This is a genomic window from Mesorhizobium robiniae, from assembly GCF_040545535.1.
Lineage (GTDB): Bacteria > Pseudomonadota > Alphaproteobacteria > Rhizobiales > Rhizobiaceae > Mesorhizobium > Mesorhizobium robiniae.
Window position 1 is genome coordinate 127,295 of sequence record NZ_JBEPMC010000009.1, and the last position, 23,422, is coordinate 150,716.

Consider the following 23,422-nt stretch of genomic DNA (forward strand, 5'->3'; position numbering starts at 1 on the left):
CCAGGCCATGAACAGCACGATCGACAAATTCCCCGATTTCGGTCTGACGCCCCATCAGCGCCGGCAAGCGGTGCGCGGCCATTATTACGAATGGCCAGGGATGGATGGCGAACGCGGCGAGATCTGGTGCTACAGCGACCGTTTTTCATACCGTCGGGGCGAGATGGTGGCGCTGCATGTCAGCTCGACGGCCCCGAGCTTCAGCATGGCGATCACCCGCGACGGCGGCACTGAAACGAAAATGTTCGAGAAAACTGGGATCGCGGCGCGATGGCAGGATACACCCGATCAATGCTCGGTCGTGGGCTGCGGCTGGGATGCGTCGTTTGAATTCCGCGTCGGCGACGACTGGCCGTCCGGAGCCTACCGCGTCACGCTGGCGGCGGACGGCCGCGACGGCAAGCCGATCCGCTACCATCATATTTTCATCGTCAGTCCGCAGCCCGGCAAGAAACGCGGTCGTGTGCTGCAGGTTGCAGCCACGGGCACATGGCTTTCCTACAACACTTGGGGCGGCTCGAACCACTATCAGGGCATCACCGGCCCGAACCGCGACCAGTATGCTCCTGAGGTGTCGACGCAGCGGCCATGGTGCCGCGGCTTTGTCGTTCTGCCGAAGGAGGCGCCGCGTGTGCCGCTCGAGGTCGCCGTGCCGCCCAAGACCGTGCCGCGCTATCCGCATATGGAATGGGCCTTCGCCACCGGCCATTCGAAGAAATATGCCTCGTCCGGCTGGGCAAGCTATGACAGCCACTTCTTTCGCTTTGCCGAGCGTGCCAGCTATGCCGTCGATCTCGCCAGCCAGCACGAATTGCATTTCTCGCCCGAAATCCTCGACGGCTATGATTGCGTCGTCTTCGTCGGCCATGACGAATACTGGACCTGGGAGATGCGCGACGCTGTCGACGCCTATGTCGAGCGCGGCGGCCATGCGGCGCGCTTCGCCGGCAATTTCATGTGGCAGACCAGGCTGGAGGACGAAGGTCGTCGTCAAGTTTGCTACAAATACCGCGCCCGCGCCGAGGATCCGGTCTATCGAGGCGGCGACGTGACCCGCGCCACCAATTCCTGGGAAGCACCTGAAATCGGCCGGCCGGGTGCCATGACCTTCGGGCTCAATGCAACTAAGGGCCTCTACGCCGGCTGGGGCGGCTGCGCACCGCGCGGCGTGCGCGGCTTTCCCGTCTACCGGCCGGAGCACTGGGCGTTCGCCGGCACTGGCATCTATTACGGCGACCTGCTCGGCGCCGACAGCCATGTCTATGGCTATGAGGTCGACGGGCTCGATCACGAGATCCGCGGCGGCCTGCCCTACCCCACATCAGACAGCGGCGCACCCGATGGGCTGCAAATTCTCGCCGTCGGCATGGCCAGCCAGGTCGAGGAGAGTGCCGACATTGCGTTCGAGGACCAGTTTCTCGGCGATGCCGACGGCCGTTTTTCCGCCGAGATGCTGTTCGGCGAGGCGAGTGACGCCAATCTCGACAAGGTCAAGCACAGCAACGGCATGATCGTCAATTTCCCGCGCGGCAAGGGCGAGGTGTTCCACGCCGGAAGCTGCGAATGGGTCGCCGGCCTGCTAAAGCAGGACGCGATGGTCGAGCGCGTCACCAAAAATGTTCTCGACCGCTATCTTGGAAAGTCCTGACATGCTGAAATCCCAGAGCCCTGCCCCGGACACCGAAACGCGCCCGCCGTCGCATCTGTTCTATTTGTCCAGCCTGCGCCGGCCGCTGGTTGATCGCGCCGAAGGCATTTACATCTGGACGCAGGACGGCCGCCGCTTCATCGACGGATCGAGCGGACCGATGGTCGCCAATATCGGTCATTCCAACCGCAACGTGCTCGACGCGATGAAGCGGCAGATGGACCGCGCCACCTTCGCCTACCGGCTGCATTTCGAAAACGAGCCGGCCGAGGAGTTCGCGCGGCTATTGGCTACCAAACTCCCCGAAGGGATGGACCGCATCTTTTTTGTCTCGGGCGGCTCGGAAGCGACGGAATCCTGCATCAAGCTTGCCCGGCAGTGGGCCGTGGCGACAGGCCAGCCCAAGCGCTGGAAAGTTATCAGCCGCTTTCCCTCCTATCATGGCGGCACGCTTGGTTCGCTGTCGGTCACCGGCGACGACGCGCTGGCCGAAACTTTCACACCAATGATGCAGGTCATGCCGACCGTGCCGGCACCGGCCGCATGGCGCGACCGCGATAATCTCTCGATGGAACAGCGCGGCATTCGCTACGCCGACATGCTGGAGGAGAAGATCCTCGCCGAGGGACCGGAGAGCGTGCTCGCCTTCATCATGGAGCCGATCGGCGGCGCTGCCACCGCGGCGCTGGTGGCGCCGGACAGCTACTACCCGCGTATCCGCGAAATCTGCGACCGCTACGGCATCCTGCTCATCCATGACGAAGTGATGAGTGGTGCGGGCCGTACCGGGAAATTCCTCGGCGGCGACCATTGGAACTGCAAACCCGATATCGTCGCGCTGTCGAAGGGACTGGGCTCGGGCTACGCGCCGCTCGGCGCACTGGCGGCGCCGATGCGGCTGGTACAGCCGCTGCTCGCTTCCGGCGGCTTCCAGCATGGCCACACCTATGCCGGCAATCCGCTCGCCTGCGCCGCCGGGCTCGCCGTGCTTGGCGAAATGGACCGCCTCGGCCTGATCGCCAATGCGGCTGACATGGGCGATCTTTTGATGGATGAGCTGAAGCGATTGGCCAAGCGGTTTCCGTTCATTGCCGACGTGCGCGGCAAGGGCCTGCTCCTAGGTGCCGAGATGGTCGCCGACCCCGATACGCTGAGGCCGATCGCACCGGCGAAGAAGGCCACCCAGCGACTGCTCGACCTCGCCTATGAGCGCGGCCTGATCATCTATGGCCGAAAGGTCAAGGGTGGTGTCGACGGCGACAACTTCATGGTGGCGCCGCCGATGATCGTCACCCGAGAGCAGATCGGCGAGATCGTCGCCATCATCGGTGACTCGCTGCAGGTTCTGGCCGGCGAGCTCGATCTGCCGGTCGAAGGCTGAAAAATGGCGCCGCGAAAAGTCATCATCACCTGCGCTGTCACCGGATCAGTGCATACGCCGTCGATGTCGCCGCATCTGCCGGTAACGCCGGACCAGATCGCAGCAGACGCGATCGCCGCTGCCGAAGCCGGTGCCTCGATCCTGCATCTTCACGCCCGCGACCCCAGGGATGGGCGGCCGACGGCCGATCCTGACGTGTTCATGCAGTTCCTGCCGCGTATCAAGCAGGCGACCGATGCGGTGATCAACATCACCACTGGCGGCTCCTCGCTGATGACGCTCGACCAGCGACTGGCAGCCCCGCTCAGGGCCGAGCCCGAAATGTGCTCGCTCAACATGGGCTCGATGAATTTCGCGCTGTTCCCGATGCTCGACCGGCCAAGAGAGTGGCAGCACGAGTGGGAGCCGAAGCTTCTGGAAGCGACACGCGACACGATCTTCAAGAACACTTTTGCCGACATGGAGACCGTGCTCGAAAGACTTGGAAAGGGCTGCGGCACACGCTTCGAATTCGAATGCTACGATGTCGGCCACCTCTATTCGCTGGCGCATTTTCGCGACCGGGGGCTGGTGTCGGGACCTCTGTTCATCCAGTTCGTGTTCGGCATACTGGGCGGTATCGGCGCCGATCCCGACAATCTGGTGCATATGAAGCGCATCGCCGACAAACTGTTCGGTGACAGCTACCAGTTTTCGGTGCTCGCCGCCGGACGCCACCAGATGCCGATGATCTCGATTGCGGCAGCGATGGGCGGCAATGTCCGCGTCGGGCTGGAGGATAGCCTCTACGACGGCCGCCAGTTGGCAAAATCCAACGCCGACCAGGTGCACCGCATCCGCAGCGTGCTTGATGGGCTATCGCTGGATGTCGCCACGCCCACTGAGGCGCGCGAGATGCTGGCGCTCAAGGGGGGCGATAGGGTAGCGTTCTGAGATGGTTGCTTTCACTTCCCTCTTACCGCCTCTCTTACCGCCTCGCTTGTCGTGACAATTGCCAATCCAGCCTCCAAAGACATTCTGATCCGGCCCGGAACCGTCGAGGATGTCGAAACCATCCATGCCGCAATCCTGCGGCTTGGCGCCCATATCGGCGCGCCGGAGGAAATCACTTCTACGGCCAAAGACCTTCGCGCCTATGGCTTTGGCGAAAACCCTGCCTTTTCGACGCTGATCGCCGAAGTCGGCGGCGAATTCGCCGGCCTCTGCCTGCATTTCCCGATCTTCTCGACCTGGATGGGGCGGCCCGGCGTCTATGTGCAGGACCTCTATGTCGAGGACCGGTTTCGCGGCCGCAGGATCGGTGAGCGTCTGCTGCGCCGAGCCGCGCGAGAATGCCGGAAGGACGGCGGCGTCTACCTCAGACTGTCCGTCGATACCGACAATGAGACCGCCAAGGCCTTTTACGAAAGGCTGGGCATTGCCTGGTCGAGCTACGAGCAGGTGCAGAAAATCGTCGGCGACGCGTTCTTTGCCTTCGCCGATGCGCCGGACGATGAGGATCCAAGATGAAAGCCTTCTATGCCGAAGAACAGAAGCGCCACGATCCCAAGGCGTTCCTCTCCAGCGGAGCCCAAAAGCCCAATCCGGAAAAACCGGAACGCGTCGAACGGCTGCTCGCCGGCGCCAAGGCAGCCGGCTGCACGATCGAACGGCCGAGAGATCACGGGCTCGGTCCGGTTGCGGCGGTGCATACGCCGGAATATCTCGATTTTCTCGAGCACATCTTCGCGCGTTGGCAGCACATCGAGGGCGCTTCGGCGGAAGTGATCCCCAACATCCACCCGATCGCGCGGAACGGCTCCTATCCGGCCTCGGCGGTCGGCCAGGCCGGCTACCACATGGCCGACACCGCTTGCCCGATCTCTGGCGAGACCTGGCAGAGCGCGCTGTGGAGCGCCTGGAGCGCGGTCGAGGCCGCCGAGGCCGTGATGGCGGGCGCACCGGCTGCCTATGCGCTGTGCCGCCCGCCCGGCCACCATGCATTTGTCGATGTCGCCGGCGGCTTCTGCTTCATCAACAATTCGGCGGTCGCGGCCCAGACGCTCCGCAAGAGTGCAGCGCGGGTGGCGATCCTCGACGTCGACCTGCATCACGGCAACGGCACACAAGGCATTTTCTATGCGCGGCCGGACGTGCTCACCGTCTCCCTGCATGCCGATCCGGTGCGGTTTTACCCGTTCTTCTGGGGTCATGCCGACGAACGCGGCGAGGGTCCGGGCCTCGGCTACAATCTCAATCTGCCGCTGGCGCGCAAATCCGAAGATGCGGCGTTTCTCGAAGCATTGGACGTAGGTTTCCAACGCATTCGCGCCTTTGCGCCGGAAGCGCTAGTCGTGGCGCTCGGCCTCGACGCCTTCGAGGGCGATCCGTTCGGCGGACTGTCGGTCACGACACCAGGATTCTCGCGCATCGGCGAGGCCATCGCCGGGCTCGGCCTGCCGACGGTGATCGTGCAGGAAGGCGGCTATCTCTGCGACGAACTCGGCGACAATCTCACCGCATTCCTCACCGGGTTCGGCGGCGGCAGGAAGCGGTGATATCCGCCAGATGTCGCGTCAGGATCGCTGCTGTCGCAGCATGGCGATGACGCGGTGCACACTCTCCAGCGTCTCGTCGATTTCGGCCGCCGTGTTGTAATGGGCGATGCCGATGCGCACGACGCCCTGCTCGGCAGGAATGCCGAGCTGGTGGACAATCTCCCAGGCATAGTTGTGGCCCGACCACAGGAAGATGTTGTCCGCATTCATCTGCCGCACGATCGTTTCAGGCACGATGCCGTCGACGGTGAAAGAAACCGTCGGCACGCGCTCCCCGACACGCGCCGGATCGGTGATGCCGTGGACGGTCAGGCCTGAAATGTCAGACAGTCCGTCGATCAATCTCTGCGCCAGCGGGTTCTCATAAGCGATTGATATTTCGAACGCCTTGGTGATCCTGGCGCGGCGCGAACCGCCCTCGCCTGCCGCCGCGCCTAGCTCCGCAAAATAGTCGACCGCTGCCGTCAGCCCGGCCATCAGCTCGATCTGCGGCGTGCCGAGTTCGAACCGCTCCGGCAGAGCATTGGACGAACAGCGGCATTTGTACGGTTTCAGGGCATCGATGACATCCAGGCTGCCCCACAATATTCCCATATGCGGGCCGAAGAATTTATAGGCCGAGCAGATCAGGAAATCACAGCCGAGATCCCTGACGTCGATCAGGCCGTGCGGCGCGAACTGCACGGCGTCGACATAGACCAACGCGCCGGCCTGCTTGGCAATGCCGGTCAGCGCCTTCACCCGGTTGATCGAGCCGGTCAGATTGCTGGCGTAGTTCAAGGCGACAAGCCGCGTCCTGTCGGTGAGCAGCGTAGCAAGCTCCGCTTCCTCGACCTGCCAGCTCTGCTCGTCGAAAGCCAGCCAGCGCACAACAAGGCCAAGGTCTTCGGCCAGTTGCAGCCACGGCGATACGTTACCCTCGTGGTCCATGCGGGTGAGGATGATCTCGTCGCTGGGTTTCATCGCACGCCCGAGCGTGCGCGACATGTGATAGGTCAGCGTCGTCATGTTGGCGCCGATGACGATTTCTTGCGGGCTCGCAGCACCGAGGAAATCGGCCATCGCCGCATGGGCGTCATCGACAACCTGTTGCGCTGCGATCGTGGTTTCGAAGAAGCCGCCGAGATTGGCGTTTGTGGTCAGCAGGCAGCGTGACACCGCGTCGGCGACCGCCTGCGGCACCTGCGTGCCGGCAGGGTTGTCGAGATAGATACGGCGACGGCCCTTGTCGGTCAGCGAAAGAGCTGGAAATTTTTCACGCACGGCATCGATCGGAAAATTCACTTTTTCTCCCCCTATTGTAATTGATAGTCACATTTACAGCGCCGGAAGTCTGCTCAGGGACACGGGTTACCGACACGCTGGTGGATTGCATCGACGCCCTTCTGCATGTCCTCGGTCCAGACGACATCGGCGGAAGACAGCGCCATTTCGAGCTGCGAAATGGTCGTCGCACCGATGATGCTCGAGGTGACGAAGGGCCGGCTCGTGACATAGGCGTTGGCAAACAATGCCGGTTCCATGCCGAAAGAGCGCGCCAGCTCGTTGTACTTAAGCTGTGCTTCCGCAGCGTTGGGTGTCTCGTAGCGCTGGCCGCGGTTGAAAAGCTGGGAACGCGAGCCTTGCGGCCGAGCGCCATGGTCGTACTTTCCGGTCAGGTAGCCTTGCGCCAGTGGCGAATAGGCGAGCAGGGAAACCTGTTCGCGCTCGCAGACCTCGGCAAGATTCACCTCGAAGCCGCGGTTGACGAAATTATAGGCGTTCTGCAGCGACACCAGGCGCGGGCCGGCGCCTTTGTCGGCTTCGGCGATGAACCGCATGACACCCCAGGAACTCTCGTTCGATAGGCCGAAATGGCGGATTTTTCCCGCCTTCACCAATTCGTCGAAGACGGCGAGCGTCTCGGTGATCGGCGTCTCGCTGGCCGGTGCGCCGACGGAATCGGCCCGCAGCGCTACGGCACCGACGCGGTTCGGATTGGCGCCCCACGGCACGGCGCGCTCCGGCCAATGGATCTGATAGAGATCGAGATAATCGGTGTTGAGCCTGGTCAGCGATTTTTCGACGGCGTCGAAAATATCGGCGCGCACCAGCTTCGACGGGCGGTTGCCGCGAAACCACGTGTTGGCGGTGCGGCCAACCACTTTCGAGGCGAGGATGACCTGATCGCGGTTGCCCTTCGCTTTCATCCAGCTGCCGATGATCCTCTCGGTCCAGCCTTGCGTCTCGGCCTTGGGCGGAATCGGGTAGAGTTCCGCGGTGTCGATGAAGTTGACGCCGCGCGAAAAGGCCAGATCCATCTGGGCGTGGCCGTCCGTTTCGGTGTTCTGCTGGCCCCAGGTCATCGATCCCAAGCAAATCTGGGAAACAAGAAGATCGGTCCGACCGAGGCGGCGTTTGTGCATGGAACTTTCTCCGGCGGGAAACTTTTTGCGCGGCTGCGCGGGGAGGAAGCCGTAGCATACAGGAAGGCGTGGGCTGTCTCCAAGCCCGTCGCCAATCGCCGGCGACTTTCCGTGAGATCTAGCCAACGGCTAGGCGGCACCTAATAAAAGCCGGACTGCATTTTCATGCAGTCCGGAATTTCGCCAGGAACGGCGAGGAAAAACCGGCTCTGTGCCGGCGTTCAGCTATACGGTCGGCCCGCGCCGGAAGTTTCACCGGTCGGTCGATTGTGATCAAAAAAGCCTGCGCAGCATGGCTGCCATGCAAATGCTGCACTGCACAATTGTCATGATTTGCCTATATTGCGACTCGGGGAGGACCAACCAGGGGCTTGAATCATGGGTTTCCTCACTGAAATGTTCGCCCGACCGCGTCCGCAGGAACGTCTGCGCTACCGCGCGGCCCTGGCGCTGCTTCATTCGATGAGCAATGCCGACCGTGCCGACATCGGCATCAAACCAGCCGACTTCCCGCGCGTCGCCCGCGAAATGTCGCTACGCTAGTCAGGTCGTAGGATATCCCGGCTCAGCCGGGATATCTCCTCGCCATTCTTCAACGCGATCCCATGAAAATCGCTTTGCTCAGCGGCACGCCATTGTGGCGCAGGATGTCGTAGGCGGTGGTCAGGTGGAAATAGAAGTTGGGCATGGCGAGATGCAGCAGATATTGCATGCCGGCCATCGAGAATTCGCGTTGGCCAAGCTTCAGCTCGATCATTCGGTCATCGGAGCCATCGAATTCGGCAGCGGAGAATGTCGCCAGAAGGTCGATGGTCTTAGCGATGCGCGCCTGGAGATCGGCAAAGCTCGCCTCGTTATCCTCGTATTTCGGCACCTCGCGGCCGGCAAGCCGCGATGGCGCGCCTTTGGCGTGGTCGGTGGCGATCTGCACCTGTCTGGTCAGCGCGTACATGTCCGGCGCCAGCCGCGACGTCAAAAACACCTGCGGATCGATCTTCCGGTCGAGCGCATTCTGCTCGGCGACGCTCAGCGCGTTGGATAGCGCCTTCAGCCTAGCCGAAAACACCGGCACAGACGCTTCGTACATCGATATGGTCACGTGAATCTCCTATCCGGCAGGAACGCCGACGGCGGGACCTAGCGCTTCCCCAAGCGATTCTTCAAGCGTCACCACGTCGCCGCAATCGGTATGATAGGATTTCCCATCAGGTGGAGATTCCCTATGAGAAGCGCCCTTTTCGCAGCGACCGCTTTTTTCTCCCTTGCCTTGACAGGCCAACCAGTGCTCGCCGCCGAAGCGCCCTATGTCGACGACAGGTCGGACGCCGAAGCGGTCATCCGCTCGCTCTACAGCGCCATCAACCGGCAAGAATTTGCGCGGGCCTGGGACTATTTCGGCGACACCAAGCCGGCTAATGATTTCGATGCGTTCGTCAAGGGCTATGACGGCACCGCAAGGGTCGATGTCAAAACAGGCGGCGTGTCGGAAGACGGCGCAGCCGGCAGCATCTATTACAATGTTCCCGTCGCCATCCGGGCGACAGCCAAGGACGGCAGCGAAAATGTCTTCTCCGGCTGCTACACGTTGCGCCAGGTCAATGCCTCGATCCAGGAACCGCCGTTCCGCCCGATCTTCATCGACAAGGGCGCACTGAAACCGTCCAAGGCCGATTTCGAGAACGCCGTGCCGGAAAGCTGCGGCGACGGACCACCGCCGCCGAAGAAGGATGCGGCGCTGGAGCAGGCCAAGAAGGTGTTTGCGGCTACCTATGGCGAACAATGCGACAAGGAGATGCCTGGCGGCGAGCCTTTGGGAGAGCCGGACGCCTACTCGCTCCGTTACAAGGATGCGGGCGCCGAGGCCGACGCGCCCGAACGCGAAACGCGGCTGTTCCGCTTCTTCTGCTCGATGGCTGCCTATAATGAGAGTGCCGTCTACTATGTCTACGACGACGTCTCAGGTGTCCGGCAGCTGCAGTTCGCCTCGCCGGAACTCGATATTCACTATGAGAACAACAATAGCGAAGGCAAGGTCGAGGCGATCAACGTCATCGGCTTCCAGACCGACGACCAGCTGGTCAATTCCGAATATGACGACGCCACCAAGACGATCTCGTCTCACAACAAGTGGCGCGGTGTCGGCGACGCATCGTCAGCCGGCACCTATCTGTTCCGCCACGGCAATTTCTCGCTGGTGCAATACGATGTCGATGCCTCTTATGACGGCGAGATCAACCCGCAGACGGTGGTGGACTACAACACCGCGCCTTAAGGCGCCTTCGACAGCATCCAGTTGAGCGTGGCGCGCCAGTCGGTCATGCGGATCGGTGTGCCGTGCGTGCCGGTCTCGAAGCGGACAAAGCGCGTCGGATAGCTCTTCGATCTGGCCAGGATCGAACGGAAGAAGGCTTCCTGTTTCTCGACTGGGAACACCGGGTCCTTGCTGCCCTGGCCGAAGAAGACCGGAACACGGCGCTTGAAGGCGGGGCTGGAGAAAAAACTCTCATCCCACAGCGAACCGAGCAGCAGCAGCCCATCGATGCGGCCGCCCATGTCATTGTGGGCGGCTAGCTTCCAGCACAACGCGCCGCCCATCGAGCCGCAGGCGACGAAGATTTTCGCATTCGGTGACTGTTCGGCATAATGGCCGATCAGCGCGGTGATTTGAGCAGCACCCGTGTCGCCGAAATCGGAGAAATCCGGAGAGAGATAGAGGCCGCTATTGCCGGCCATCAGGTTCTTGATGCGGTTGAAATTGCCACCGAAGGTGAAGTCGTCGACGCCCTGCTTGCGGCTGCCGCCCTGCCCGTGCAGGTAGAGCACGATGATGGCAGCACCTTGCGTGCGGCCGACGGCGACGTGGCGGATACTGCCGGCATCGGTCTTAAGCGACAGATCCTGCTGCATCTTGCGCACACTGATGTCGACATACTGTGCGTGCGCGCGGCGCTCCGGCACCTCGTCGCGGGCGTTGATATCGCGCAGCTCACGATAGTCGATGACCGTGTGGGCGCCGTTGTTCTCGGACGAGAGCGTGGCCGGATAGGCGAACAGATCGTCCTTGAAAGGCTTTAGCGACAATGTTTGGCCATACGCCAACCACGAAAACAAAAGAAATATCGAGGTCAGAAGGGGTAAACGGAAAGCCATGCCAAAAGGCATCGTTTTTCGGCTTCGGTTTGTCAATCCTGCAGCACGCCGCCGGCGCCTTCGAGCGCCTCGCGGGTGTCGACATCGATGGACGCCGCCTTGCCGATCTCGACGTCGACGACATCGAGCCCCTCGGCCTCGACGAGATGGCGCGCGCCGGTATCGCCTTCGAGATGAGCGATCGCCGCAAACAGCGAGCGCGGCAGCAGCACTGGGTTGCCTCGCTTTCCCTCATGCGAAGCGCGCACGACTGATCGGCCCTCGGACTTGCGGAATGTATCGATCAGCCTGTCGAGATCGGCTGACGCGACGCCGGGCATGTCGCCGAGAACGATCATGGCGCCTGCGGCGTCGCCGCTGACCCGCGCTATGCCGGCCTTCAGCGATGAAGACAGGCCCTCAGTGAAATCCGGATTGTCGGCGAAAGTCACGTCGAGGCCAGACAATACCGTCCGCACCCGCTCACGCTGATGGCCGGTGACGACGATTGTAGCAGAGGCTTTCGAGCCGAGAGCGCGCTCGGCGGTGCGGCGCACCAGCGGCTTACCGTCGAATAGCGCCAGCAGCTTGTTCGGCCCGCCCATGCGGCTGGAGCGGCCGGCGGCCAGCAGCACGATATCGACCTTCAACTCGGCCCTGGCCGGCAGTGGCTCGCGCGGCTGCGGCCGCGTCGGGATCTCCATCAACAGACCGCCAACACCCATGCCGGCAATGTCCTTCGCCGTCACGTCGAGACCGGCGATCAGCCGGTCGAGAACCCAGTCGAAGCCGTTCTCCTTGGGGCTGCGGGCGCAGCCAGGCGCACCGATGACGCGCTTGCCGCCAAGTGTGCCGAGCACCAGCAGATTGCCGGGGTCGACCGGCATGCCGGCGCGGATGACGGTGCCGCCGGCTTTCTCGATCGCCGCCGGGACGACGTCGCCGAAATCGCTCATCGCCGAAGCGCCGAAGATCACCACCATGTCGTTGTCGCGCGCCAGCGAGGCCGCAGCTTCCGCAACCGGACCAACTTCGTGTGGCGTGCGGCGCTCCGCCGTCAGCCGCCCGCCGGAGCGCGCCAGACGGGCCTCGGTGACACGCAACGTCTTGTCGAGCACGCTCGGCTTGATGCCGGGCAGAACCGTCTGGATGACGCCGACACGCACCGGCTGATAGGCATTGACCGCAATGATCTCACCGCCGGCGCAGATTTTTGTCACGGCATCGACCAAGACCGAGGCAACGGCAAAGGGAATGATCTTCACCGTCGCGACCATCTGGCCCTTCTCGACCGGCGCGTGCTGCGCCAAGGTGGCGATGGTGATTGTCGGATCGACGGCGTTGATGGCGTCGATCATCGCCGCATCGACGGTGAATATGCCGGCCGCCTCGGCGTGCAGGTTGACCCGGCCGGTCGCAGCGGGTTTGGCCTCGATGTTGCGATGGACCATGCTTTCGGCGATCCTTTCAGCGGCAGCGTCCTCGCTCAAATCGTCGGGAGCAAGAACGGCCGCGACGACCTCCGAAATCCCTGCTGCCCTGAGCAAAGACACGTCGGCGGCACTTAACCGATGTGCCTTGCGGAAACGCCGTTCTCCGGCGGTGGTGGCATGCGCCAGCACCGCACCCTCGGCCGTGTCGATCGGAACGGGCCCAAATTTCACGCCACCGCATCCTTGGCTTCGAGGCCACGCGAACGAAAGGCGTGGATCGCCTGCGCCAGCACCGCGACGGCGATCTCGGCCGGGCTCGCTGCGCCGATGTCCAAGCCGATCGGGGCGTGGATGCGGGCGATCTGGTCGGCGGTCGCGCCCAACGCCAGCAGGCGCTCGACACGTTTGGCATGGGTTTTGCGGCTGCCGAGCGCCCCAACATAGAAGCAGTTGGCGTCGAGCGCCGCCTTCAGCGCGAAATCATCAATCTTCGGGTCATGGGTGACAGCTGCCAACGCCGTATAGCTGTCGAGCGGCTGGCGTTTCAGGACATCCTCCGGCCATTCGGCATGCAGCGCCACATCGGGAAAGCGGTCTGATGTGGCGAAGGCCGTGCGCGGATCGACGATCTCGACGGGATAACCGGCGATCTTCGCCATCGGCGCCAGCGCCTGGCTGATATGAACGGCGCCGATCACCAACAGGCGTGGCTGCGGCAGATACGCATTTAGGAAGAAGGTTCGCCCTTCCGCCTCGACCGAGCCGGAATTGCCTGTGCGAAACGCCTTGGCGATCGCAGCGCCCAATTCACCGGCGACCTGGTCGCCCTCGCGCACGATGCGGTCGCGGCCATCGCCGAGATCGGTGACCAGGATCGCCGCGCGGCGGGCGCGGCGTTCGGCGTTCAGCGTCTTCAGCGCATAAGGATCCATCGCGCCCGGCCTAACCCAACCGCTCGACATAGACCTTGATGCGACCGCCGCAGGACAGGCCGACCTGCCAGGCGGTCTCGTCCGCGACGCCGAACTCCAGCATCTTCGCCTTGCCGGAGTCGATAACGTCGACCGCCTCGGTGACCACCGCGCCTTCGACGCAGCCGCCAGAGACGGAGCCATGGAAATTGCCTTCCGCGTCGATGACAAGATGGCTGCCGACCGGGCGCGGCGCCGAGCCCCAGGTTTCGACCACGGTGGCAATGGCGACATCCTTGCCGTCCTTCATCCAGCCTTCGGCAATGATCAGCGGATCGCGCGCCTCATCCAGATAAATACCGTTTTCCATCACTGTTTCTCCCGGAGAAAACATATGGCTATGCAGCGCTTCTCGCGCCACCCTCAATCCATCTGCGTGGATCGACGGACCGCGCCGAATTCTTATCCAGCGACGCGCAGAGATCGGCGAGCGCATCGAGATTGTGCACCGATCGGAACTCGTCGACATGCGGCAGCATCGCCTTGACGCCGCGCGCGCGCGGCTCGAAGCCGTCGAAGCGCAGCAGCGGGTTCAGCCAGATCAGCCGCCGGCAGGACTTGTGCAGGCGCTCCATTTCCTCCGACAGGCCGGCGACGTCGTCGCGCTCCAGCCCGTCGGTGATCACGAGAACGACAGCGCCCTGCCCCAGCACGCGCCGCGACCACAACCGGTTGAATTCAGCCAGCGTATCGCCGATCCGGGTGCCGCCCGACCAGTCCTTTACCGCCGCTGAACAATCGGCGAGTGCCGCGTCGGGATCGCGATGACGCATCTGCCGCGTCAGATTTGTCAGCCTGGTGCCGAAGACGAAGGCATGCACGCGCCGGCGCTTTTCGGTCAGCGCGTGCAGGAAATGCAGAAAGATGCGCGTGTACTGGCTCATCGAACCGGAAATATCGGCAAGCACGACCAGTGGCGGATGAACCTCGCGCGGTGACCGGAATTTCGGCAGGATTAATTCGCCGCCAGTGCGCGCGGCCGAACGCATCATGGCGCGCGGATCGATGCGGCGGCCATGCGCATTGGATTTGAAACGCCGTGTCCTGACCATGTCGAAGGGCAGCCGCAACTCGCGGATCGCCTTCTTGGCGTCGGTCATCTCTGCGGCGTTCATCTGGGCAAAATCCTTGCCCCTCAGCACCTCGTTGCCGGAAAATGTGAAGCGCGCGTCGACCTCGATCTCGGGGATTTCCTGCGCCGGCTGGTTCTTCTGGTGGCCCTCGAACATTGCCTGGCTGACTCTGTTTTCGGCGGCGCGCGGCTTCTGTTTTTCCCTGATGTCAGGCGCTATCGGCGAAAACATCGCCAGCATCTTTTCGATCAGCTCGTGCGATTTCCAGAACAGCCGGAACGTCTCGTCGAAGGTGGGGTGATCCTCGTGCCGTGACACCAGCACGGCGTGCAGCGTCCAGTAGAAATCGTCGCGCGAACCGATGCCGGCGGCCAGCACCGCCTCGATCGCATCCTTGACTGAGGCCGGGCCGACCCGCATGCCTGCCTTGCGCAAGGTGCGGGCAAAATAGACGATGTTGTCGGCGATCCGCCCGTCCGGCATGGCCTCTTTCGGTTCGAGACTCGGCGTTGCCATCGCCCTACTCCGCCGCCGAAAGCTCGGCCTTCACCTCGTTGAGGATGCGCCGGCCTTCGCCCTGCCCGATACGGGCAATGTCGTCCTGGTATTTCAGCAGCACGCCGATCGTGTCGGAAACGGTTTCCGGATCGAGCGCCACCTTGTCGAGTTCGGTCAGCGCGCCGGCCCAGTCGATGGTCTCGGCGACGCCCGGTACCTTGAACAGCTCGATCTGGCGCAGCTTCTGGATGAACAAAACCACCTCTGCCGACAGCCGGCTGTTGGCCTGCGGCACCTTCCTGCGCACAATCTCTAGCTCGCGCTCGGCATTGGGATAATCGACCCAGTGATAGAGGCAGCGCCGCTTCAGCGCGTCGTGGATCTCGCGGGTGCGGTTGGTGGTGATGATGACGATCGGCGGCTCCTCGGCCTTGATCGTGCCGAGTTCGGGCACCGTCACCTGGAAGTCCGACAGGATTTCGAGCAGGAATGCCTCGAAGGCCTCGTCGGTGCGGTCGAGTTCGTCGATCAGGAAGACCGGGGCAGCGCCCGCCTTGCCCGTCAGCGCGTCGAGCACCGGGCGGCGGATCAGGTATTTTTCGGAAAACACGTTGCGCTCCATGTCGGAGCGGTCGACCTTGCCAGCCGCCTCCTCCATGCGGATCTCGATCATCTGAGCGGCGTAATTCCACTCGTAGACGGCGGACGAGACATCGAGCCCTTCATAGCATTGCAGGCGGATCAGCCGGCGGCCGAGCGCCTGCGCCAGCACCTTGGCGATCTCGGTCTTGCCGACGCCGGCCTCGCCCTCGAGGAACAGCGGCCGCTTCATGCGCAGCGACAGGAACAGCACGGTCGCCAAAGACCGGTCCGCTACATAGTCCGCACCGGTCAGGAGTTCGAGCGTGTCGTCGATCGTCCGCGGCGCGGGGCGCGGTTTCAACTCGGTCATTCTTTCTCCGTGGGTGCAACCATACCCGTCACAGAACGTGGTAGCCGCGGTCGTGATAGATCAGCGGCCGCAAATTATCGCCGATGCGCAGGCCTGTCACCTTGCCAAAAAGCACACGGTGGGTGGCCAGATCCTTGGTGTCGGTCAGTTCGCAGTCGAACACGGCAAGCGCGCCCTTCAGCGTCGGCGCGCCGGTCGAGATCACATCCCACTCGCCCAGCGCAAAACGTTCCTCGACCGGCAGGCCGGTGAGGCCGGAAAAGCCGACCGACAGCGCCTCCTGATGCGAAGCCAGCGTGTTCAACGCGAACTTGCCGTTTTTCACGAACCGCTCATTCTTGGGATTTTCGCGATTGAGACAAACCAGAATGGTCGGCGGCGTGTCCGAGACCGAACAGGCCGCAATAACAGTCGCACCGCGCCTGCCGGCGGAACCATCGGTGGTGACCACATGGACGTGGCCGGCAAAATGGCTCATCGCGTCGCGATAGGCCTGCGGCCCTATGTCGTTCTTCTTCAGCACCGGCGATTTCCATTGGTTTGAAGCGAGGTGAACCCAACCGTTATATATGGCGGCATATTGCATGCCACAAGCGAAGTGGCTGACATGCATCCTGAATTTCGCGTGTTGCGTGGAGGCTAGCCAGCCTTTAGGTCTTGGCAGGAAGTGGCGCCGGCAAACACGCGACCGGCGCGGAGGAATTCTTCGCCCGCATGCGATCCAGGACAACGACAATAGCGGTGCTGGCCTGGCTGTTTCTTGCCAGTGGTGCGAACGCTGAGACGCTGCTGATCGGCATTGCAGCACCATTGTCCGGGCCGTCGGCGATCCTCGGCAAGCAAATCGAGGCCGGCGCCGGCCTGGCGGCAGAGGCGAACGGCGCTCAGCTCAAGATGGTCGACGACGGCTGCACGGCCGATGGCGGGGCTGCCGCAGCCAGGGAACTCGTCGCGGCGAAGGTCAGCGTGGTCGTGGGCTTTCTTTGCACCGAGGCGATCGAGGCGGCGCTGCCGATCCTGAAGGACGCCAGCATACCGGTCATCACCGTCGGCGTGCGTACCGAAAGCCTGACCGACCGGCGCGCCAAGACCGGCTGGCCAGTCTTTCGTCTCGGGCCGCGTGGCGACGACGAGCGCAACGCCGTTGCCTCCATCCTCACGCGCCAATGGCAGAACGAACTGTTCGCCATCATCGACGACGGCACGATCTACGGTCGCGAAATCGCCGAGACGCTTCGGGCGGCAGCCGAAGAGGCAGCGCTGAAACCGGTGTTCGTCGACACATTCCGGCCGCAGCTCGACAACCAGATCGGATTGATCGGGCGGCTGAAGAAAGCCGGCGCAACGCATGTCTTCGCCGGCGGCGACGGCAGCGATGTCGCCATCATGGGCCGCGACGCCGGCCAACTCGATGCCGGCATCATTTTTGCCGGAGGCGAAACACTGCGCACACTGCCCGGCGAGGTGCCTTATGCCCAGGGCACACTGATGATCGCGCCGCCCGAATGGGCCGATATCGCCGCCCCCAAGGTGCTGGACGCCTTTGCCGTCCGAGAGATCGTGCCGGAAGGCTACACGCTGCCAGCCTATGCGGCGGTCGAGATCGCCAAGGCGGCCTTGGCCCTGGCGGAAACCTCCGGCAAGCCCGTGGCCGATGCGCTCACCGCGCAGGACTTCAGCACCGCGATCGGGCCGATCCGCTTTGACGGCAAGGGCGACTTGACCGAGAACCTCTATCGGGTCTTCCGTTTCAACGGCGCGCATTTCGTGCCGGCGGAGACCAAATGATGTTTCGCACAGGGCCGCGCAATCTCATCACCGATGTCGCTGGCCTGCGTGTCGGTAACGCTTCCGATGTCAGGCTGAAATCCGGGGTGACCACCGTCGTCTGCGACGAACCGACGGTGGCCGGTGTGCAGATCCTTGGCGGCGCGCCCGGCACCCGCGAGACCGACCTGCTCGAGCCGCACAATTCGATCGAGGCGATCCATGCCGTGGTGCTTTCGGGCGGCTCGGCCTTCGGCCTCGATGCCGCCTCCGGCGTGCAGGCGGCGCTGCGCGAAAAGGGCATCGGCGTGGAGGTCGGCGGCTTTCGCGTACCGATTGTGCCAGCGGCGATCCTGTTCGACCTGCGCAATGGTGGCGACAAGAATTGGGGCCGCTATCCGCCCTACCGCGACCTCGGCTATGAGGCGGCCCAGGCAGTCGGCATCGACTTTGCGATGGGCACGATCGGCGCCGGCACCGGTGCATTGAGTTCCGGTCTCAAGGGCGGCCTCGGATCGGCCTCGACGGTGCTCGACAGCGGCGTCACCATCGGCGCGCTGGCCGCCGTCAACCCGACTGGTTCAGTGACGATCGCCCGTAGCAGGCACTTCTGGGCGGCGCCCTTCGAAATCGGCGACGAGTTCGGCGGGCTTGGCTATCCTTCGCCGATGCCGGAGCACGCTAAGAGAATCCTGCTGAAGTTCCGCGACAGGCAGGTCGGGCGTCGAACGGAGGTCGGCGGCAACACCACCATCGCCGTGATCGCCACGGACGCCGTTCTCACCAAGTCCGCCGCCAAACGCCTGGCGATATCTGCGCATGACGGCTTCGTCCGCGCCATTTGGCCGACGCACACGCCGGCCGACGGGGATCTGGTCTTCGCGCTGGCAACCGGCAAGAGCGGCATCGAACTTGCGCCTAACGATGCCATCGATCTCTATGCAGCAGCCGGCGCCACCATGGCGCGCGCCATCAGCCGCGGCGTCTTCGCCGCGACGCCTGCCGATGGCGACCTGTTTCCGGTCTGGTCATCGCGCTGATCGCCACAACGTGCTCGACTGGTCCCTGATCAGGTGGGGTCGGATTTTTCTTCCTCGAAGGTGACCGCGACATCCGAATTTGCCGACAGCCGAACCTTCTGCCCTTCGATCTCGGCAACGAGACTAAGGGGAATGAAATGGTGATGACCCTTGTGAGCGCCCTCGCCGCTGTCGCGCTTGGTCAGCTTGATTCGCTGTCCCTCAACCCTGTCGACGGTGCCGACATGGACGCCGTCGGCGCCGATCACTTCCATATGTTCGCGAATGCTGGCTGCATCGGTCATTGTGAGTTCTCCATTTGAAGCTGCCGACAATAACAAATGAGGGCACGATTGGATGCATCGGCTTTGCGTTTCACGTCGCACGACGTTTTGACCGCGTCGTGATAGTGATTGAATCGACCTTGGCTGCCGGGAGTAACACCATGCGATTCCTTGTCCTGTTTGCCGTTTCCCTACTTGCCCAGTTCGCAATGTCGTTCGCCGCCAATGCCGGCGATGTCGCCGAGCTTGAAATCCTCGGCTTCACGGGAGATGGCGGCGTCTTCGCCTTCGAGGAATATGGCATTCAGGACGGGTCGGGATTTCCCTATGCCAATCGCTATTACATCAACACGGCCGACGACAGTTTCCTCAAGGGAACGCCGATCAGAGTGCGGCTTGACGACGAGAACGCAACGCTTGAGGCAGCGCGTCTTGAGGCCCGGCAAAAAGGCGAAGCCATTGTCAAGCAGGCCGAACTTGCGGCCAACCGCGGCATCACTGCCGGCTTCAACCCGGTGACCGAACTTTCGGCCGATCCGTTCCGCATGGTGGTCAACCCGCGGCCGATCTTTTCGCCGGTCGATGATCCGCTCGAATTCCGGCTCGACGAGATCGGCATGAACGATACCGAAAGCTGCCAGAGCCTGGGCGAGATCAACGGCTTTCGCCTGCTGCGCATCGAGGCGAAAGACGGCGGCAAGACTGCGCTTCTGCATGAGGACAAGTCGATCCCCAAAAGCAGAGGCTGCCCGAACGGCTATCGGATCGGCGCGGTGCAGACATTCTCGTTGCAAGGCCTCAGCGCCTATGCCGTGCTGATCGCGGTGCGCCAGCACGGCTTCGAGGGGCCCGACTATCGCTGGATCGCGGTGACCGGCCGGCTGTGACGCTGCTCCCCGTCATACGCAATCGCGTTCGGGATCGAATCCGCAAGGCCTTGCCATCGCCAGGCGCCGTGGTTTGCGGCGCCCTGCTGTGGGCCACGGCAATGGGTGCCAGCGCGCTTCTCAATCTGCTGTTCGACGACTGGGAGACCCCGGCAAAGATCCGCTTCGTCTCGTTGCTCTATGCCGCCGGCGGCGCGCTCGCCTTTCCGGTTGGCCTGTTCCTTGCGCGGCTCGTCTCGCTCGGACGGCATTGGCAAGTTGCCTTGGCGGCCGCTTTTGTCTGCCTTCTTGCTACTACGATCGGCCTCACCGGCGGGCTGTTTGCACTGCACTATCGTTCCTACTATGCCCAATGGCATGAACCCGCGCTGACCGTCGCCTGGTCAGTCCAGTTCGTGCACACCGTGGCAACGGCGTTCTATCAATTCATCGTTCTGGGCATCCGGCTTTATTTTCCGCTTGGTTTCATCGCGCTCGCTCTCGCCAGCATCTGGTTTGCGCGCCAGCAGCGTTGAGCATTCCGTCTGCCTCTGTTAGGACGCGGGCGAACGCCCTCGCAAGTCAGGACTGACCGATGATCCCTCGCTACTCCCGGCCGGAAATGGTTGCCATCTGGTCGCCCGAAACCCGGTTCCGCATCTGGTTCGAGATCGAGGCTTACGCTTGCGACGCACTGGCCGAGCTCAGCGTGATCCCAAAGGAGGCCGCCAAGACCATCTGGGAAAAAGGCGGGGCCGCGAAGTTCGACGTCGACGCCATCGACGAGATCGAGCGCGTCACCAAGCACGACGTCATCGCCTTCCTCACCCATCTCGGCGAATTCGTCGGGCCGGATGCCCGCTTCATCCATCAGGGCATGACGTCCTCGGACGTTCTCGACACCTGCTTTGCCGTGCAACTCACTCGCGCCAGCGATATCCTTCTGGCCGACATCGATGGCCTGCTGGCGGCGCTCAAGCGCCGCGCCTTCGAACACAAGGACACCGTCACCATCGGCCGCAGCCACGGCATCCATGCCGAGCCGACCACTTTCGGCGTGAAGCTGGCGCAGGCCTATGCCGAATTCTCACGCTGCCGCGAACGGCTGGTCCACGCGCGTGAGGATATTGCGACGTGTGCCATATCAGGTGCTGTCGGCACCTTCGCCAACATCGATCCCTATGTCGAAGAGCATGTGGCCAAGAAACTCGGATTGAAGCCGGAGCCGGTGTCGACGCAGGTGATCCCGCGCGATCGCCACGCGATGTTCTTCGCCACGCTCGGCGTCATCGCCTCGTCAATCGAGCGACTGGCGACGGAAATCCGTCATCTGCAGCGCACCGAGGTGCTGGAGGCGGAAGAGTATTTTTCGCCCGGACAAAAGGGCTCGTCGGCGATGCCGCACAAGCGCAACCCGGTGCTGACCGAAAATCTCACCGGGCTTGCGCGCATGGTGCGTTCGTTCGCGCTGCCGGCGATGGAGAACGTGGCGCTCTGGCACGAGCGCGACATTTCGCATTCGTCGGTCGAGCGCATGATTGGGCCGGACGCGACCGTGACGCTTGATTTCGCGCTGTCGCGGCTGACCAGTGTCATCGACAAACTGCTCGTCTATCCCGACAACATGCTAAAGAATATGAACAAGTTCCGCGGCCTCGTGCATTCGCAACGTGTTCTTCTGGCGCTGACCCAGGCGGGCGTTAGCCGTGAGGACGCCTACCGGCTGGTGCAGCGAAACGCCATGAAGGTGTGGGAGCAAGGCGCTGATTTCCTTGATGAACTTTTGGCTGACAAGGAGGTCACGTCAGCCTTGCCCGAGGCCGAGATCCGTGAAAAATTCGACCTTGGCTATCACACCAAGCATGTCGACACGATTTTCAGGCGCGTGTTCGGGGAGGCGTGATGATTTCGGCCGCCGGAGAATTCGATTTTCTTGCCCTGCCGGGGCGCGGTAATTCCGGGCCGGATCACTGGATGTCGCATTGGTGCCGGGCATTCCCCAATTCCAGCCGCGTGCTGCAGGCCGAATGGGACAGGCCGAACCCCGAGGATTGGATTGGCCGGGTGGACACCGCGATTGCCGCGGCACCTCGGCGCGTGGTGCTGCTTGCGCATTCACTGGCGGTGGCGACGGCGGTGAAGTGGGCGGCCGGCGCCAGCGAAAGCCAGCTCAACAAGGTTGCAGGCGCGTTGCTGGTTGCCGCAACCAATGTCGAGGACCCTGATCCGTCCTTCGACTTGGTTCGCCCTTTCGCGCCGATGCCACTGAAGCCCTTGCCGTTTCCGACCCTGGTGGTGGCCAGCCGCACCGATCCGCGTGTCAGCTTCGACCAGGCTACGGCCTTCGCCGCAGCCTGGGGCGCGGACCTCGCCGATGCCGGCGATCTCGGCCATATGGGAAACGAGACCCGCCTCGGCCTTTGGCCGGCGGGCCTGCTCATGCTCGGCCGGCTGTTGGAAAAAGCCCGGCTCTAAGCGGCTTTCGAAAGCGTTTACGCCTTGCCGGGAACGGTTCTGATCACCGTTCCCCATGGGTCTTCGCGGGTCGTCGCATCAGTCACATTGTCAGAGCGCATTTCGACCCATGCGAGGCCAGACCGAGAAGCGTCGCGACGGCCGGCACCAGCACTCTGCCACGCATTGGCCCCGATATGGTGGTGATATTCGCCTGACGACAGGAACACCGCCGCGCTGCCATATTTCGCCACCGTGTCGAAGCCGAACTCTTGGTGCCACCAGGCTTCGGCATCTTCCGGCCTGCCGACGCGCAGATGGACGTGACCGATGATGCTGTTGTCCGGCATGCCCTGCCAGCCGGCATCGCCGGTTGGCACTTCGGCAACGACAGAGGGGATGTTCAGCCGTTCGGTTGCCATCGCTATCTTGTCGCCATTCCACTTCCAGTCTCCACGCGGGCGGTCGGCATAGATCTCGATGCCGTTGCCTTCAGGATCGGTCAGGTAAAGCGCCTCGCTGACCAGGTGGTCGGAAGCGCCCTCGATGCCGATCTTGTCGGCGATGGCATGATTGACCCAACGGCCGAGATCGGCCCGGCTTGGCAGCAGGAAGGCGGTATGAAAGAGGCCGGCGGTGCGCGGATCATCGGGCTTGGCCGCCGCATCCGCCTCGATGTCAAGCAAGGGGCGGTTGGCGGCGCCCAGCGTGATCGTGCCACCGGCGCGGCTCAGTTCCCGCAGGCCGACGACGTTGCGATAATAGGCAGCGAGGCTTTCCGCATCCCGCGCGCGCAACCCGACGCGGGAAACGCTGACCGGGGTGGTGGCGGCAAAAGGCAGTTCGCTCATCAAATTCTCCGTTTGGGCAGCCTTCGGCGAGATCCCCAAAGCCAGGAGCCCGGCGCCACCGACCATTATACGTCGTGTCAGTTCCAAAATCCTGGTGTCCTTACACGGCTGTTTCTTTTCCTACCGACAGATCATCGATCGCGATCGTTCACAC

25 protein-coding genes are annotated in these 23,422 nt (G+C 63.0%); 13 read left to right on the plus strand and 12 right to left on the minus strand.

Annotated features, from left to right (window positions below):
• Positions 1 to 7: 7 nt before the first annotated feature.
• The 5 genes from ABID19_RS23805 to ABID19_RS23825 are packed head-to-tail and all read left to right on the plus strand — an operon-like array spanning position 8 to position 5,566.
• On the plus strand, positions 8 to 1,648 hold the full coding sequence (locus tag ABID19_RS23805) for a N,N-dimethylformamidase beta subunit family domain-containing protein (protein ID WP_354493368.1): 1,641 nt from the start codon (positions 8 to 10) through the stop codon (positions 1,646 to 1,648).
• Position 1,649: 1 nt separating this feature from the next.
• Positions 1,650 to 3,029: an aminotransferase family protein gene (locus ABID19_RS23810; protein WP_354493369.1), complete on the plus strand. Its 1,380-nt coding sequence runs from the start codon at positions 1,650 to 1,652 to the stop codon at positions 3,027 to 3,029.
• A 3-nt stretch (positions 3,030 to 3,032) separates the two neighbouring features.
• Positions 3,033 to 3,962, plus strand: coding sequence for a beta-keto acid cleavage family enzyme (locus ABID19_RS23815; protein ID WP_354493370.1), 930 nt, complete (start codon positions 3,033 to 3,035; stop codon positions 3,960 to 3,962).
• A 51-nt stretch (positions 3,963 to 4,013) separates the two neighbouring features.
• Positions 4,014 to 4,538, plus strand: a complete 525-nt coding sequence (locus ABID19_RS23820; RefSeq protein ID WP_435528768.1) for a GNAT family N-acetyltransferase — start codon at positions 4,014 to 4,016, stop codon at positions 4,536 to 4,538.
• Positions 4,535 to 5,566: a histone deacetylase family protein gene (locus tag ABID19_RS23825; RefSeq protein WP_354493371.1), complete on the plus strand. Its 1,032-nt coding sequence runs from the start codon at positions 4,535 to 4,537 to the stop codon at positions 5,564 to 5,566. Before ABID19_RS23820 ends, ABID19_RS23825 begins: the two co-directional genes overlap by 4 nt.
• An 18-nt stretch (positions 5,567 to 5,584) precedes the next feature.
• On the opposite strand, the gene ABID19_RS23830 is transcribed toward ABID19_RS23825, so the two are convergent.
• Positions 5,585 to 6,850 carry a cysteine desulfurase-like protein gene (locus tag ABID19_RS23830; protein WP_354493372.1) on the minus strand — a complete coding sequence of 422 codons (1,266 nt, stop codon included), beginning with the start codon at positions 6,848 to 6,850 and terminating at the stop codon, positions 5,585 to 5,587.
• Positions 6,851 to 6,903: 53 nt separating this feature from the next.
• On the minus strand, positions 6,904 to 7,971 hold the full coding sequence (locus ABID19_RS23835) for an aldo/keto reductase (RefSeq protein ID WP_354493373.1): 1,068 nt from the start codon (positions 7,969 to 7,971) through the stop codon (positions 6,904 to 6,906).
• Between the two features lie 378 nt (positions 7,972 to 8,349).
• On the opposite strand from ABID19_RS23835, the gene ABID19_RS23840 reads away from it, so the two are divergent.
• Complete coding sequence (locus tag ABID19_RS23840) at positions 8,350 to 8,514, plus strand: hypothetical protein (protein WP_352934771.1); 165 nt, start codon at positions 8,350 to 8,352, stop codon at positions 8,512 to 8,514.
• A gap of 49 nt (positions 8,515 to 8,563) precedes the next feature.
• Here the strand turns inward: ABID19_RS23840 and ABID19_RS23845 are convergent, their stop codons facing one another.
• Entirely contained in the window at positions 8,564 to 9,070 is a 507-nt protein-coding gene (locus tag ABID19_RS23845; RefSeq protein WP_354493374.1) for a DUF1993 domain-containing protein, read from the minus strand.
• 123 nt (positions 9,071 to 9,193) lie between these two features.
• On the opposite strand from ABID19_RS23845, the gene ABID19_RS23850 reads away from it, so the two are divergent.
• Positions 9,194 to 10,243 carry a DUF1176 domain-containing protein gene (locus ABID19_RS23850; RefSeq protein ID WP_354493375.1) on the plus strand — a complete coding sequence of 350 codons (1,050 nt, stop codon included), beginning with the start codon at positions 9,194 to 9,196 and terminating at the stop codon, positions 10,241 to 10,243.
• Here the strand turns inward: ABID19_RS23850 and ABID19_RS23855 are convergent.
• Genes ABID19_RS23855 through ABID19_RS23885 form a run of 7 tightly spaced genes read right to left on the minus strand, consistent with a single transcriptional unit; the run spans position 10,240 to position 16,550 of the window.
• A complete protein-coding gene (locus ABID19_RS23855; protein WP_354493376.1) occupies positions 10,240 to 11,121 on the minus strand; it encodes an alpha/beta hydrolase in 882 nt (293 codons plus the stop codon). The two genes, ABID19_RS23850 and ABID19_RS23855, sit on opposite strands and share 4 nt — an antisense overlap.
• A gap of 32 nt (positions 11,122 to 11,153) precedes the next feature.
• Positions 11,154 to 12,764, minus strand: a complete 1,611-nt coding sequence (locus tag ABID19_RS23860; RefSeq protein WP_354493377.1) for a molybdopterin-binding/glycosyltransferase family 2 protein — start codon at positions 12,762 to 12,764, stop codon at positions 11,154 to 11,156.
• Positions 12,761 to 13,465: an XdhC family protein gene (locus ABID19_RS23865; protein ID WP_354493378.1), complete on the minus strand. Its 705-nt coding sequence runs from the start codon at positions 13,463 to 13,465 to the stop codon at positions 12,761 to 12,763. The genes ABID19_RS23860 and ABID19_RS23865 overlap by 4 nt, the downstream gene beginning before the upstream one ends.
• A 10-nt stretch (positions 13,466 to 13,475) precedes the next feature.
• Positions 13,476 to 13,814 carry an XdhC family protein gene (locus tag ABID19_RS23870; RefSeq protein ID WP_354493379.1) on the minus strand — a complete coding sequence of 113 codons (339 nt, stop codon included), beginning with the start codon at positions 13,812 to 13,814 and terminating at the stop codon, positions 13,476 to 13,478.
• A 28-nt stretch (positions 13,815 to 13,842) separates the two neighbouring features.
• On the minus strand, positions 13,843 to 15,093 hold the full coding sequence (locus ABID19_RS23875; protein ID WP_354493380.1) for a vWA domain-containing protein: 1,251 nt from the start codon (positions 15,091 to 15,093) through the stop codon (positions 13,843 to 13,845).
• Positions 15,094 to 15,097: 4 nt separating this feature from the next.
• Positions 15,098 to 16,027, minus strand: coding sequence for an AAA family ATPase (locus ABID19_RS23880; protein WP_354493381.1), 930 nt, complete (start codon positions 16,025 to 16,027; stop codon positions 15,098 to 15,100).
• 28 nt (positions 16,028 to 16,055) lie between these two features.
• Positions 16,056 to 16,550, minus strand: coding sequence for a flavin reductase (locus ABID19_RS23885; RefSeq protein WP_352934795.1), 495 nt, complete (start codon positions 16,548 to 16,550; stop codon positions 16,056 to 16,058).
• Between the two features lie 191 nt (positions 16,551 to 16,741).
• Here ABID19_RS23885 and ABID19_RS23890 point away from each other — a divergent pair, with 191 nt between their 5' ends.
• Both ABID19_RS23890 and ABID19_RS23895 read left to right on the plus strand, forming a co-directional pair.
• Positions 16,742 to 17,815: a branched-chain amino acid ABC transporter substrate-binding protein gene (locus tag ABID19_RS23890; protein WP_354493382.1), complete on the plus strand. Its 1,074-nt coding sequence runs from the start codon at positions 16,742 to 16,744 to the stop codon at positions 17,813 to 17,815.
• The gene (locus ABID19_RS23895) at positions 17,815 to 18,834 is read left to right on the plus strand and encodes a P1 family peptidase (RefSeq protein ID WP_354493497.1); all 1,020 of its coding nucleotides are present in this window, start codon (positions 17,815 to 17,817) and stop codon (positions 18,832 to 18,834) included. Before ABID19_RS23890 ends, ABID19_RS23895 begins: the two co-directional genes overlap by 1 nt.
• 29 nt (positions 18,835 to 18,863) lie before the next feature.
• On the opposite strand, the gene ABID19_RS23900 is transcribed toward ABID19_RS23895, so the two are convergent.
• Positions 18,864 to 19,118 (minus strand): DUF2171 domain-containing protein, encoded by a 255-nt coding sequence (locus ABID19_RS23900; RefSeq protein ID WP_354493383.1) that lies wholly within the window; start codon positions 19,116 to 19,118, stop codon positions 18,864 to 18,866.
• 140 nt (positions 19,119 to 19,258) lie between these two features.
• On the opposite strand from ABID19_RS23900, the gene ABID19_RS23905 reads away from it, so the two are divergent.
• From ABID19_RS23905 to ABID19_RS23920, 4 genes are read left to right on the plus strand one after another with little or no spacing between them, the layout of a single operon-like run.
• Positions 19,259 to 19,984 (plus strand): DUF2259 domain-containing protein, encoded by a 726-nt coding sequence (locus ABID19_RS23905; protein ID WP_354493384.1) that lies wholly within the window; start codon positions 19,259 to 19,261, stop codon positions 19,982 to 19,984.
• Positions 19,981 to 20,499 (plus strand): hypothetical protein, encoded by a 519-nt coding sequence (locus tag ABID19_RS23910; RefSeq protein WP_354493385.1) that lies wholly within the window; start codon positions 19,981 to 19,983, stop codon positions 20,497 to 20,499. The genes ABID19_RS23905 and ABID19_RS23910 overlap by 4 nt, the downstream gene beginning before the upstream one ends.
• A gap of 59 nt (positions 20,500 to 20,558) precedes the next feature.
• Positions 20,559 to 21,866 carry an adenylosuccinate lyase gene (gene purB, locus ABID19_RS23915; RefSeq protein WP_354493386.1) on the plus strand — a complete coding sequence of 436 codons (1,308 nt, stop codon included), beginning with the start codon at positions 20,559 to 20,561 and terminating at the stop codon, positions 21,864 to 21,866.
• Positions 21,866 to 22,438, plus strand: coding sequence for an RBBP9/YdeN family alpha/beta hydrolase (locus ABID19_RS23920; RefSeq protein WP_354493387.1), 573 nt, complete (start codon positions 21,866 to 21,868; stop codon positions 22,436 to 22,438). The genes purB and ABID19_RS23920 overlap by 1 nt, the downstream gene beginning before the upstream one ends.
• A 17-nt stretch (positions 22,439 to 22,455) precedes the next feature.
• Here the strand turns inward: ABID19_RS23920 and ABID19_RS23925 are convergent, their stop codons facing one another.
• A complete protein-coding gene (locus tag ABID19_RS23925; RefSeq protein ID WP_354493388.1) occupies positions 22,456 to 23,268 on the minus strand; it encodes a VOC family protein in 813 nt (270 codons plus the stop codon).
• Positions 23,269 to 23,422: the final 154 nt, after the last annotated feature.